We start from the raw sequence: 13,515 nt of genomic DNA, 5'->3' as shown, positions 1-13,515 counted from the left end.
CCGACAGTTTACGTTTCACTTCAAAAATTGGACAAAAAAAGCAGCCCGACGGCTGCTTTCAATTATTCATCATATTCTAAGGTGCGGACTTCCGATTGGAGCTTATTGAGCTGTTTTCTCATCGCTCTCATCTCCTCATGCATAGGAATAATGTGTGCGACGCGAATCCACGCCTCTACCGTCAACCCAGTTAAAATAAATGTCCCGGCAACAATGGGTAACCACATGTCGGTGAGCACCATTGCTAGTAAGCATAAGGCGAGACCAAAGGTGAACAAATAACTCTGACTTTTTGGGGTCATCCCCATGTAACGTGTAAGCATAAACTTGCCCTCTCGCTATCATCCACAGGATTAAATTAGCATGACAATTGTGACACTAATATGTCAGCGATCACGACTTCCACCGAATCTATTCAATGCGTCACGAAACTTGCTTTGTTATTGAAATACAAAGGCCCTAATCGAAATTAGGGCCTTGAAGGTTGGGGTTATCTTGCCCCTAGCTACGAGGCTTTAGATCAAGCACATGCAGTAAACGCTCAGGTGTGCCTTCCCAAATCATTGGGCGCCCTTTCGGATTATCCGCATTCCACCGGCCGGTAAAGCGGGTCGTATTGTATTGGTAGAAATTCGGCCCAGACAACACAGGAACCGTGACCTGATTTTCAGCAATGGTCTTTTGAATTGAGTGAGCGATGGATCTCTGCTCTTTAATATCAGCCGTTTTATAGAAACTGTCTAACAAGCTATCTAACTTCTCACTCTTCCAGTGGTGCATGGCAAATCGAGGCATCCCTTCCGATGCTTGCAAGCGTGAGTGATAGCCACTGTCCCAATATTTGTGTGGCGTCGGTCCATGGAAGTAGTTGGTGTACGCAATGTCGTAGTCTGCCCCTAGCATACTCTTATTGTAGATAGAGAAATCAGGCGTACGTGCTTTGACCTTAATCCCAACACTGACGAGCTGCTCTGCGGCCAACATGACCGTGTTATTGAAGTCGGTCCACCCTTGCGGAGACTGAATGCTCAATTCAAATTTTTCACCCGACGGAGACTCAACAAAGCCATCATTGTCGATATCTTTATAACCTGACTTGGCAAGTAACGCTTTGGCCTTCTCAGGCGAGTAAGTCATAAATGGCTTGTACTGGTTATGCACTTTTTCATCTGACCAAGCTTCAAACGCGTAGCCCAAACCAGAAGCAAAGTCATTCAAGACCGCATTTCCGTAGTTAGCGATATCAATCAATGTCTGGCGGTCGATCGCCATAGAGAAAGCACGACGGAAGTTAATATCGTTCAGCACCGCATGTTTGACTTTATCTTTCGATGCATAGTTAAACATAAATGCTTGGGTCCCTGCGGGTGGGTACCAATAACCATGGTTATTTGACGCTTTCATGTAGGTTTGGTCAATATCAGGAACAAAAGATCCAGCCCAGTCGATGCGCGAGTTCATCAATTCAGCGAGCACTTGGTCATTATGATTCATTTGCGGGACGCGTAAGCAGTCAACATCTAGGTTTGCTTGATCCCAATAGTGCGCATTACGACACTGGAGAAATAGTGTTGAAGTAAATTGAGGCAACTCAGTAAATGGTCCAGTACCAACAGGATTTGGGTTCATAAATGCGGCAGGATCGTCAACGGACTTCCATTGATGCTCAGGAACAACAGGTACTTGAGCGATCTCATAACCGATATTGGTATTCACCTTGTCCAGATTGAAACGCACCTGATATGGCCCCAATTTCTCAACCGACTTAATTTTGCTGTTGATACCACGGTCATCGATATTAGGGTTTTTACGCACAAGGTCAAAGGTAAACAACACATCATCGGCATCGAAGGTTTCTCCGTCTGACCATTTCACTCCTTCGCGAAGGTCAAAAGTGATACTCAGCAGATCATCGCTCATCGTGTACCCCGTCGCAAGGCGGTACTCTGGGACATTACCTTTTAGTTCATTGAAGATAACCAAAGGCTCAAAAATAAAGTCTCGAGCCGTATGTAAACGAGAAACCGCATAAGGGTTAAAGTTTCGAATCAGAGAAGGGTTGTGGTTGGGAATGATCGTCAACTTCGACATGTTGTCTAAGTTAGCATCGGCCACAGAATGGGCGGAAAATACTAATGATGACGTAATCAGAGTAGATAGAAGTTTTGTTTTCATGACAATACCTTACGAGTAGAGATGCATAAAAACTAACCGGACTATCGCTCTGCTTCAATATGAGTAAATTTTGATAAAAAACAGAAAGTTGCAAAAATAACACAAGAAAGCACTGTTTAATTATTAAGCAACCACAATTCTATCAAGATAGCGGATGCTTTGCGTGTCATATCATCAAATGACGCCGTGTTTGAAGGAAAATTACCACATCTTCCAGTGACATCAACCGCATACCAATCAACGAAAATGCGACCAGATTAAAACTCTTTCTGGTCGCCATCGTTGAGAACACCGACGCTTAAGAGAAAACCGCAGCGGCAACAGCCAAAGCAACAAACAGCAATGCGGTCACTTTTCGGATCAAGCTAAGGGGCATCTTATCAGCGGACAATTTGCCAATCAGCACAACCGGAACATTGGCAAGCAGCATACCAATCGTGGTACCTAGAATGACCCAAGTTAAGGCATCGGAGTACTGCGCACCTAAGATAGAGGTAGCTATCTGCGTTTTATCGCCAATTTCCGCAATGAAAAAGGCAATAAAACTGGCAACAAAAGGACCGCGATTGGAGATCTCTTCATCGTCATCCAGTTTGTCTGGAATCAGCACCCAAGCCGCCATGGCTAAAAAGCTAACAACGACCACCCACTTTAAGACTTCTGGAGAAAGGTAATCCGCAACCACGACCCCGAGCCATGCAGCTAAAGCGTGGTTGGCAATAGTGGCAAAAAAGATCGCTGCAATAATGGGAATGGGTTTACGGTATCGACTGGCCAGTAGCAAGGATAGCAATTGGGTCTTATCGCCAATTTCTGCTAAGGCTACGGTAGTAATTGAAATAGCTAAAACGCTCAAGACATGCTCATTGGGGCAGGGATTATAGTTTTTTAACCATAGATAAACCTCGCGCCCCACCCCGGTTCACGATGTTTATCTAAGGTCTTGCTAAGCTCATGTGCATGAGCCTCGAACGCCATGGTGATTTTGCACCAATTATGTTGACGGACGAACCTGATAAACGTGGTATCTATCAAGTAAGCTACTCCCCAAAGATGGCTGCATTTTAGTCATCTCATTGCAACATCTCAAGCAATAAACTGGTGAAAAACTCCCTTTTAGGAAAATTTGGACGAATAAGCCATTAAAAATCTACTAAAGGAGAATTTCGACTAGGAATTAATCAAGATTAGCGCTACTCCCATGCCAATTATCTGGGTATACTTGATTGTTATTTTTTGTCTATTTTAGACACAACTATTACTCAAAGAATCGCGCGAATTACTATGCAAAAATACGATATCAAAACCTTCCAGGGAATGATCCTCGCGCTGCAGGATTACTGGGCACAAAACGGTTGTACCATTGTTCAACCTCTAGATATGGAAGTAGGTGCAGGCACCTCTCACCCAATGACATGTCTACGTGCACTTGGCCCAGAGCCAATGTCGACAGCTTACGTTCAACCTTCACGTCGTCCTACCGATGGCCGTTACGGTGAAAACCCGAACCGTCTGCAGCACTATTATCAATTCCAAGTAGCCCTAAAACCTTCTCCTGATAATATTCAGGAGTTGTACCTAGGCTCACTTGAAGTTCTTGGTATCGACCCGCTAGTTCACGATATTCGTTTCGTAGAAGACAACTGGGAAAACCCAACGCTAGGCGCATGGGGTCTTGGTTGGGAAGTATGGCTAAACGGTATGGAAGTGACTCAGTTTACTTACTTCCAGCAAGTTGGTGGTCTTGAGTGTAAGCCAGTTACTGGTGAGATCACTTACGGTATCGAGCGTCTAGCAATGTACATCCAAGAAGTGGACTCTGTTTACGATCTAGTGTGGAACATCGCACCAGACGGCAGCAAGGTAACTTACGGTGATATCTTCCACCAAAACGAAGTTGAGCAATCAACTTACAACTTCGAGCACGCAGACGTAGATTTCCTATTCACGTTCTTCGACCAGTGCGAGAAAGAGTGTAAAGAGCTACTTGAGCTAGAGAAGCCACTTCCGCTTCCAGCTTACGAGCGCATTCTAAAAGCGGGTCACGCATTCAACATTCTTGATGCGCGCAAAGCTATCTCTGTAACAGAGCGCCAACGTTACATCCTTCGTATCCGCAACCTGACTAAGTCTGTTGCTGAAGCGTACTACGCATCACGTGAAGCGCTTGGCTTCCCCATGCTTAAAAAAGACGTGTGCCGTAAGGAAGAGGAGAAGTAATCATGGCTAAAGAATTTCTAATTGAACTGGGTACTGAAGAGCTACCACCAACGCAACTTCGCACTCTAGCGGAAGCGTTCGCAGCAAACTTCGAAGCTGAACTAAAAGGCGCAGACCTAGCACATGAAGGTGTGAAATGGTACGCCGCTCCTCGTCGTCTAGCACTTAAAGTTTCAGCGCTAGCTGAAGGTCAAGCTGACAAAGTGGTTGAGAAGCGTGGTCCTGCAGTTTCTGTCGCATTCGATGCTGACGGTAACGCGACTAAAGCGGCACAAGGCTGGGCGCGTGGTAACGGTATTACTGTTGAGCAAGCTGACCGTCTAGTAACAGACAAAGGCGAATGGCTTCTTTTCAAACAAGAAGTAAAAGGCCAAGCAACGACGGAAATCGTTGTTGAGCTAGCAGCAAAAGCACTGGGTAACCTGCCAATCGCTAAGCCAATGCGTTGGGGCAACAAGACGACTCAGTTTATCCGTCCAGTTAAAACACTAACTATGCTGATGGGCTCAGACCTTATCGAAGGTGAGATCTTAGGCGTAGCGTCTGACCGCACTATCCGTGGTCACCGCTTCATGGGTGAGCAAGAGTTCACTATCGAATCAGCAGAGCAATACCCAGCGATCCTAGAAGAGCGCGGTAAAGTTATGGCTGATTACGAAGCGCGTAAAGCGATCATCCTTGCTGACTCGCAAAAAGCAGCAGCGGCCGTTGGCGGTGTTGCTGATCTAGAAGACGATCTAGTTGAAGAAGTAACGTCTCTAGTTGAGTGGCCAGTTGTACTTACAGCGAAGTTTGAAGAAGAGTTCCTAAAAGTGCCTTCTGAAGCGCTGGTTTACACTATGAAAGGTGACCAGAAGTACTTCCCCGTCTATTCATATGAGAACGGCGATGACAACAAGAAGCTACTACCTAACTTCATCTTCGTTTCAAACATCGAATCGAAAGAGCCTCGCTACGTCATCGAAGGTAACGAGAAGGTTGTACGTCCACGTCTAGCGGATGCAGAGTTCTTCTTCAACACTGACCGTAAGCGCCCTCTAATCGACCGTCTACCTGAGCTAGAGCAAGCTATCTTCCAAAAGCAGCTTGGTACGATCAAAGACAAGACAGACCGCATCACAGAGCTAGCTGGCTACATCGCTGAGCAGATCGATGCTGACGTTGAAAAATCTAAGCGTGCAGGCCTACTGGCTAAGTGTGACCTAATGACCTCTATGGTATTCGAGTTTACCGATACTCAAGGTGTAATGGGCATGCACTACGCGACTCACGATGGTGAAGATGAGCAAGTTGCACTGGCACTTTACGAGCAATACATGCCTCGTTTCGCCGGTGACGACCTACCAAGCACAGGTATCTCATCTGCGGTAGCGATGGCAGACAAGCTAGATACTATCGTTGGTATCTTCGGTATTGGCCAAGCACCTAAGGGCAGCGACCCATTCGCACTTCGTCGTGCGTCACTAGGTGTACTACGTATCATCGTAGAAAACGGCTACAACCTAGACCTAACAGACCTAATCGCGAAAGCTCAGTCTCTATTCGGCGACAAGCTAACTAACGCGAACGTTGCAGACGACGTTATCGAATTCATGCTTGGTCGTTTCAATGCATGGTACAAAGACCAAGGCTTCAGCGTGGATATCATCCAAGCGGTACTGGCTAACCGTCCAACCAAGCCAGCAGACTTCGACCAGCGTGTGAAAGCGGTATCTCACTTCCGTGAACTAGAAGCCGCTGAAGCACTAGCCGCAGCGAACAAGCGTGTAGGTAACATCCTAGCGAAGTTCGACGGTGAACTCGCTGCTGAGATCGACCTTGCTCTTCTACAAGAAGACGCAGAGAAAGCTCTAGCAGAAAGCGTTGAAGTGATGACAGAAGCGCTAGAGCCAGCATTCGCTACAGGTAACTACCAAGAAGCACTAAGCAAGCTAGCGGGTCTACGCGAGCCTGTTGATGCATTCTTCGATAACGTAATGGTAATGGCAGAGGACGAAGCTCTGAAGAAGAACCGTCTAACGCTACTGAACAACCTACGTAACCTGTTCCTACAGATCGCAGATATCTCTTTACTACAAAAGTAAGCCTTCGATTAAACCTCAGAAGACCTTACTTAAAGTAAGACCTTTTAAAGCCCAACTCCACGGAGTTGGGCTTTATTTTTCCGCTTATTCTAGCCTGCCCCAATTTAGTGCTTTTCGTCTTATGGCCATTAAGGTATGTTCAAGGATTACTCGATTGATCAGCCACGCACTGATCTCTGATAACAAAAAGCAATGACAATAATGAATTAGGTAAAATCTGCGATGCAATTCTCTCAATTTGGTGAAAAATTTAATCAGTACTCAGGTATCACACAATTAATGGATGATCTCAATGATGGTCTTCGCACCCCTGGTGCCATCATGCTCGGAGGCGGTAACCCTGCCGCGATTCCAGCCATGCTCGATTACTTTCATCAAACCAGTGAAGAGATGCTCGCCAGTGGTGAACTCGTGGCCGCCATGGCGAACTACGATGGTCCCCAGGGCAAAGATGCCTTTGTTAAAGCACTCGCTCAATTACTCAAAGATACCTACGGTTGGAATATCAGTGAGAAGAACATCAGCCTGACCAATGGCAGTCAAAGTGGCTTCTTCTACTTATTCAACTTGCTGGCTGGTAAGCAACCTGACGGTTCACATAAAAAGATTCTTCTGCCACTTGCCCCTGAATATATTGGCTATGGCGACGCTGGCATTGATGAAGATATCTTCGTCTCTTACCACCCAGAAATTGAGCGACTTGATAACGGCCTGTTTAAGTACCACGTTGATTTTGAACAGCTTAAAGTCGATGACTCAGTTGCCGCGATTTGTGCCTCTCGCCCAACCAACCCGACAGGCAATGTACTCACTGATGAAGAAATCCATAAATTGGATAAGCTGGCACGTGAAAACAACATTCCACTGATCATCGATAACGCCTACGGCTTACCGTTCCCAAATATTATTTTTGAAGATGTTGAGCCATTTTGGAATGAAAACACCATTCTTTGCATGAGCCTATCAAAACTCGGTTTGCCGGGTGTGCGTTGCGGAATAGTGATTGCCAGTGAAGAAATCACTCAGGCGATGACCAATATGAATGGCATTATCAGTCTAGCGCCAGGCAGTTTAGGCCCTGCGGTGGCCAATCGTATGATCGAAAAAGGCGATCTGCTTGAGCTGAGTTCCAATGTGATTAAGCCGTTTTACCAACAAAAGTCTCAACGTGCGGTTAAATTGCTGCAAGAAGCCATTACCGATAAGCGCTTTCGTATCCATAAACCTGAAGGCGCCATCTTCCTATGGCTATGGTTTGATGAGTTGCCGATTACCACAATGGAGCTCTACAAACGCCTTAAATCCCGTGGTGTATTGATTGTCCCAGGAGAGTACTTCTTTATCGGTCAAGAAGATGATTGGGAGCATGCGCATCAGTGCTTGCGCATGAACTATGTTCAGGATGACGAGATGATGCAGAAAGGCATCAAGATTATCGCTGAAGAGGTCGAAAAGGCGTACCAACAAGGATAATACCTAGCAGTGGCCTGAATAACGAATGCTTGCCAAGTCGCTTACGCAAGATACAAAAAAGAGCACCTAGATGGTGCTCTTTCACTCGTTACTCGCAATTATTTGCTTTCAATAAGCTTGCTGCCGTTAATCGCAATTTTACGTGGCTGCATCGCTTCTGGGATTTCGCGCTCTAGGTCAATATGCAGTAGACCATTTTCCATACTTGCCCCCACGACTTTCACGTAGTCTGCCAGCTGGAATTTTCGCTCAAAATCGCGCTCTGCGATACCTTGATAAACGTATTGTTTCTCTTCTTCTGCTTTACGCTCACCTTTAACAATTAGCATGTTCTCTTTCTGAGTCAGATCTAACTGCTCTTCAGCGAAACCCGCTACGGCCATGGTAATACGGTAGTGGTTTTCGTCTTGCTGCTCGATGTTGTATGGAGGGTAACCGCCAGAAGAATTCTTTGATGTATTCGCTTCCATCATATTCAAAAGACGATCGAAGCCAATTGCGTTGCGGTAAAGTGGAGTGAAATCTACAGTTCTCATAATGCTATCCTCATAATAAGCAATAGTCTTAGCCGTGAGTTTGCGTAGATCGATGCTCTGTTCGATCCTTGCCGGCTAAGGGATTTATCTTCTACTCCTCGGGCTCAATCAGCACTGGGACGTAGTAATAAATCAGTTCAATTGTGTGCCTCTAAAGTCATCCTCTCTTGAGCGACACCTTATCAGCGAGTCCAGAGGTCTGTTTCTTCTCTCTTGAGCAAGACAGCTTCCCTCTTCACCAATAGATATGTGGATACTACAAATCAGTTTCAAGGGATTATTTTCAAAAATTTTTGTATTCCTACATTTTTCAGATACCTAAAAACAAAAAAGACCGCCATTTCGGGCAGTCCTTTTAATTCATTTTAGATTATTCCATTTAAGAAAAATCTATACATCCAAGTTAGCAACCTTTAACGCATTCTCTTCGATGAAGTTACGACGCGGCTCAACTTGGTCACCCATTAGTGTCGTGAACAGCTGGTCAGCACCAACTGCATCTTCGATCGTTACTTGCATCATACGGCGCGTTTCTGGGTCCATTGTGGTTTCCCAAAGCTGATCTGGGTTCATCTCACCTAGACCTTTGTAGCGCTGTAGGCTTAGACCACGACGAGACTCTTTAATTAACCACTCTAGTGCATCAACAAAGTTAGTCACTGGTTGAGTACGCTCACCACGTTTAATGTATGCGCCCTCTTCAATCAGACCATCTAGTGCTTCCGATAAGCTTGCTAGCTTGCCGTACTCTTTCGAGTTAATTAGGTCAATGCTTAGTACATGCTCATGCGTCACGCCGTGAGTACGTACCACAATCTTAGGTAGGCTTAGACCTAGCTCTGCGTGCAGCTCAACTTCTGCGTTGTATTGGCTTGCGCCCACTTCTTTCGCGTTTAGCTGCTCGACAAGTTGCTTAGTCCAAGCTTCTACTGCCGCGGCATCATGGCACTGCTCTGCGGTTAGACGCGGCGTGTAGATGAACTCATGAACAAGCGCGCGTGGGTAACGACGGCTCATGCGATCCACCAGCTTGATGCCAGCGTTGTATTGCTGAACCAGTTTCTCTAGTGCTTCACCCGCCAGTGCTGGTGCTTCTGCGTTTACGTGCAGAGATGCGTTATCAAGCGCCAATGCCACTTGGTATTGGTTCATCGCATCTTCATCTTTAATGTACTGCTCTTGCTTACCTTTCTTCACTTTGTAAAGCGGTGGCTGAGCAATGTACACGTAGCCACGCTCGATAAGCTCTGGCATTTGACGGTAGAAGAAGGTCAATAGTAGCGTACGGATGTGCGAACCATCGACGTCGGCATCGGTCATGATGATGATGTTGTGGTAACGCAGTTTGTCTGGGTTGTACTCGTCACGACCGATACCACAGCCTAGTGCAGTGATCAGCGTTGCTACTTCTTGAGAAGAAAGCATCTTGTCGAAACGCGCTTTCTCTACGTTAAGGATTTTACCTTTCAGAGGAAGAATCGCTTGGTTCTTACGGTTACGGCCTTGCTTTGCGGAGCCGCCTGCCGAGTCACCCTCCACTATGTAGAGTTCAGAGAGTGCTGGATCTTTTTCCTGACAGTCCGCCAGTTTGCCTGGTAGACCCGCTAAGTCTAGTGCGCCTTTACGACGAGTCATCTCACGTGCTTTACGCGCCGCATCACGAGCACGAGCTGCGTCGATGATCTTGGTACAAACGATTTTTGCTTCTGTTGGATGCTCAACAAGGAATTCTGACAGTTTCTCGCCCATTGCAGACTCAACCGCAGATTTCACTTCAGAAGAAACCAGCTTGTCTTTGGTTTGGCTTGAGAATTTTGGATCTGGCACCTTCACCGAGATAACCGCCGTTAGACCTTCACGCGCATCATCACCAGACGTTGCGGTTTTCGCTTTCTTCGAGAAGCCTTCTTTGTCCATGAACGAGTTCAAGGTACGCGTTAGCGCAGCACGGAAACCCGCAAGGTGGGTACCACCATCACGCTGAGGAATGTTGTTAGTGAAACAGAAGATGTTCTCTTGGTAACCGTCATTCCACTGCATCGCCACTTCAACTGCGATACCATCTTCACGCTCTGCGTTGAAGTGGAAGACTTTCTCGATAATTGGAGTCTTGTTGGTGTTCAAGTGATCGACAAAGGCTTGAATACCACCTTCGTACATGAAGTGATCTTGTTTGTCTTCTTCACGCTCGTCACGTAGCTTGATTGATACGCCAGAGTTTAGGAAAGATAGTTCGCGCAGACGTTTTGCGAGAATGTCGTAATGGAACTCAGTATTAGAGAAAGTCTCTTCACTCGGCCAGAAACGGATTTCTGTACCCGTTTTATCTGTCTCACCAATCACAGCCAGTGGTGCTTGAGGCTCACCATGATGATAAGTTTGAGTGTGAATTTGCCCACCGCGATGGATAGTTAGCGTTACTTGCTTAGACAGTGCGTTTACCACCGAAACACCAACACCGTGCAGACCACCCGATACCTTGTATGAGTTGTCGTCAAACTTACCACCCGCGTGAAGTACCGTCATGATAACTTCCGCCGCTGAGACTTTTTCTTCTGGGTGCATCTCGGTAGGAATACCACGACCATCGTCGCGTACCGATACCGAGTTATCTTCATGAATTGTAACCACGATGTCCTGACAGTGACCCGCTAACGCTTCATCAATTGAGTTATCCACCACCTCAAAAACCATGTGGTGCAGACCGGTACCATCATCCGTGTCGCCGATGTACATACCAGGACGCTTACGTACCGCGTCCAGACCTTTTAGTACTTTAATACTCGATGAATCGTAATTTTCAGACATGAGTTATCTTCCACTATATATTTTGCTCTATTGTGCCATGTTCCACATGGAACATCTTACCATTTTCATCTGCCATGTCGGCAATCTGGCTTTGCGTAATAGAGCTTACAAAAACTTGTGCCCCCGTCTCTTTTAAGCAGTCCGCAAGACGCTCCCGACGTTGGCTATCTAATTCCGATGCAAAGTCATCTATAAGGTAAACACACTGTTTGCCTGTCATTTCAGTCAAGTGTTGGCCTTGCGCCACTCGTAAGGCACATACCATCAGCTTAAGCTGGCCACGAGATAACACATCCTCAACAGGCGTGCCATTTACCTTAATTTTTAAATCTGCCTTATTTGGGCCACTAAAGGTGTAACCTAGGGCCTGATCCCGTTCAAAATTCTTCTCAAGAATTTGCTGATATGGGGTCTCTTTGTCCCAGCCTCGGTAATACTTCAACTGGATATCAAACTCCGGCAGGAAAGTTTGACAGATTTCTTCAGCCTTTGACTTCATTTGCTCAACATACACTGAGCGCCACTGACTGATATTTTCAGCCAACCGAGCCATCTCTTGATCCCAATAACTGAGCTCTCGATAACTGGTTGCTGTTTTCAATAAGGCATTGCGCTGCTTGTTCAAGCGCTTAAATCGCCCCCACGCATCATAGAATGCCGACTCGGTATGAAATACCCCCCAATCGATAAATGCGCGGCGATGTTTAGGCCCATCCGTCAGCAAATCGAACCCTTCAGGGTGTATTAATTGCAGGGGTAAAACCTGCGCTAACTGAGCGAGCTTTTGCCCAGATTGACCGCCTATTTTAACCTCTGTTGAGCCATCACGCTGCTTATTAATGCCAATTGGTAGCTCAAATTGATCCGAGTTCAAAAAACGCCCATGAACAAACAGTTCATTACAGTCATTTTGAATAATTCTGCCGGTCAAAGAGCTCTTGAAAGAACGGCCATGACCCAACAAATAGATCGCCTCTAAGACGCTGGTTTTGCCACTGCCATTCGGGCCAATAAGAAAGTTAAAGCCTGCTGACAGGTTAATGTCACAGGCTTCAATGTTTCTAAATTGCTTAATGATGAGACGTGTAAGCGGCATGCTAAAGTCGAATTGGCATCACCACGTACATGGCACTGTCGTCTTCTGCATTTTCAATCAGAGCACTGGCATTCGCATCCGACATCGAGACCCGTACTTTTTCGCAGCGTAACGTGTTGAGCACATCCAATACGTAGCTGACGTTGAAGCCAATTTCGATCGGCTCACCATCAAAGCTCACATCCAACATCTCTTCCGCTTCTTCCTGCTCTGGGTTGTTGGCGGTAATGCGCATTTCAGTATCGGCTAGATTCACACGCACGCCACGGAATTTTTCATTGGAAAGAATCGCAGCTCGAGAAAACGCGGAACGCAATTCATCGCAACCCGCTTCCAACGTCTTGGTTGTATTTTGCGGCATTACGCGGCGATAATCTGGGAAACGGCCATCAACAAGCTTGGATGTGAAGACAAAGTTATTCACTTCAGCGCGCACATTGGAGCTGCCAATTTGCAACGTGACGGGCTGCTCAGGCGCATCCATCAACTTGACCAACTCAAGGACCCCTTTACGCGGCACAATGATCTGTTGCTGAGCAAAATCAGCGCCCAGTGCCGTTTGCGAAACGGCCATTCGGTGACCATCAGTCGCCACACTGCGCAACGTTGAACCTTCAATTTCAAACAACATACCATTGAGGTAGTAGCGCACATCTTGGTTGGCCATTGAGAACTGAGTTTTCTCAATCAGTCCGCGCAGCTCTGCTTGGGTCAATGAGATTTCAACTTCGCTTTGCCAATCTTCGATATTCGGAAAGTCATTAGCTGGTAGCGTCGCTAGGGAGAAGCGGCTACGACCAGAGCGAACTTGAACGCGATCACCTTCTAAGACAAAGGTAATCACCGAGTCATCGGGTAAACCACGACAAATATCAAGGAACTTACGCGACGGGACAGTGATGCTCCCTGCCTCAAAATCGCCTTCTAACGTCACTCGGCTGATCAGTTCCACTTCTAAGTCGGTTGCTGTCATTGACAGTACATTGTCTTCGACTTTGAGTAGCAGGTTACCAAGAATAGGCAGAGTTGGACGACCACCTAAAGCCCCTGAGACTTGCTGGAGAGGCTTCAGTAAATGGCTACGCTCAATGGAAAATTTCATAGGACGCTCTTATCAGAATTC

Annotated in this window: 10 protein-coding genes and 1 riboswitch; of the genes, 3 read left to right on the top strand and 7 right to left on the bottom strand. The window is 46.4% G+C overall.

Annotated elements, in window-relative coordinates:
• Positions 1-62: 62 nt before the first annotated feature.
• From OH458_RS20580 to OH458_RS20570, 3 genes are all read right to left on the bottom strand, one after another.
• Positions 63-323 carry a hypothetical protein gene (locus OH458_RS20580; RefSeq protein WP_005451077.1) on the bottom strand — a complete coding sequence of 87 codons (261 nt, stop codon included), beginning with the start codon at positions 321-323 and terminating at the stop codon, positions 63-65.
• 178 nt (positions 324-501) lie between these two features.
• Entirely contained in the window at positions 502-2,175 is a 1,674-nt protein-coding gene (locus tag OH458_RS20575; RefSeq protein WP_269979658.1) for an ABC transporter substrate-binding protein, read from the bottom strand.
• Positions 2,176-2,473: 298 nt separating this feature from the next.
• Positions 2,474-3,031 (bottom strand): TMEM165/GDT1 family protein, encoded by a 558-nt coding sequence (locus OH458_RS20570; RefSeq protein WP_269979657.1) that lies wholly within the window; start codon positions 3,029-3,031, stop codon positions 2,474-2,476.
• A 92-nt stretch (positions 3,032-3,123) separates the two neighbouring features.
• A riboswitch (yybP-ykoY riboswitch) is annotated at positions 3,124-3,236 on the bottom strand.
• Between the two features lie 223 nt (positions 3,237-3,459).
• On the opposite strand from OH458_RS20570, the gene glyQ reads away from it, so the two are divergent.
• The 3 genes from glyQ (at position 3,460) to OH458_RS20555 (ending at position 7,952) form a co-directional block, all read left to right on the top strand.
• Complete coding sequence (glyQ, locus tag OH458_RS20565; protein WP_269979656.1) at positions 3,460-4,395, top strand: glycine--tRNA ligase subunit alpha; 936 nt, start codon at positions 3,460-3,462, stop codon at positions 4,393-4,395.
• Positions 4,396-4,397: 2 nt separating this feature from the next.
• A complete protein-coding gene (gene glyS / locus OH458_RS20560) occupies positions 4,398-6,479 on the top strand; it encodes a glycine--tRNA ligase subunit beta (protein WP_269979655.1) in 2,082 nt (693 codons plus the stop codon).
• Positions 6,480-6,701: 222 nt separating this feature from the next.
• Positions 6,702-7,952 carry a valine--pyruvate transaminase gene (locus OH458_RS20555; protein WP_269979654.1) on the top strand — a complete coding sequence of 417 codons (1,251 nt, stop codon included), beginning with the start codon at positions 6,702-6,704 and terminating at the stop codon, positions 7,950-7,952.
• A 98-nt stretch (positions 7,953-8,050) separates the two neighbouring features.
• On the opposite strand, the gene OH458_RS20550 is transcribed toward OH458_RS20555, so the two are convergent.
• The 4 genes from OH458_RS20550 to dnaN all read right to left on the bottom strand — a co-directional run bounded on the left by OH458_RS20550 (position 8,051) and on the right by dnaN (position 13,494).
• Positions 8,051-8,488, bottom strand: a complete 438-nt coding sequence (locus OH458_RS20550) for an Hsp20 family protein (RefSeq protein ID WP_039478828.1) — start codon at positions 8,486-8,488, stop codon at positions 8,051-8,053.
• A gap of 390 nt (positions 8,489-8,878) precedes the next feature.
• Positions 8,879-11,296: a DNA topoisomerase (ATP-hydrolyzing) subunit B gene (gene gyrB, locus OH458_RS20545; protein WP_269979653.1), complete on the bottom strand. Its 2,418-nt coding sequence runs from the start codon at positions 11,294-11,296 to the stop codon at positions 8,879-8,881.
• A 13-nt stretch (positions 11,297-11,309) separates the two neighbouring features.
• The gene (recF, locus tag OH458_RS20540) at positions 11,310-12,392 is read right to left on the bottom strand and encodes a DNA replication/repair protein RecF (protein WP_005472484.1); all 1,083 of its coding nucleotides are present in this window, start codon (positions 12,390-12,392) and stop codon (positions 11,310-11,312) included.
• Position 12,393: 1 nt separating this feature from the next.
• Positions 12,394-13,494, bottom strand: a complete 1,101-nt coding sequence (dnaN, locus tag OH458_RS20535; protein ID WP_005472478.1) for a DNA polymerase III subunit beta — start codon at positions 13,492-13,494, stop codon at positions 12,394-12,396.
• Positions 13,495-13,515: the final 21 nt, after the last annotated feature.

The sequence above is a fragment of the Vibrio sp. MarTm2 genome (assembly GCF_027587055.1).
In the GTDB taxonomy this organism is placed as follows: domain Bacteria; phylum Pseudomonadota; class Gammaproteobacteria; order Enterobacterales; family Vibrionaceae; genus Vibrio; species Vibrio sinaloensis_D.
Note: the sequence above shows the minus strand (reverse complement) of the source record. Positions and strands in the feature narration are given on the sequence as shown.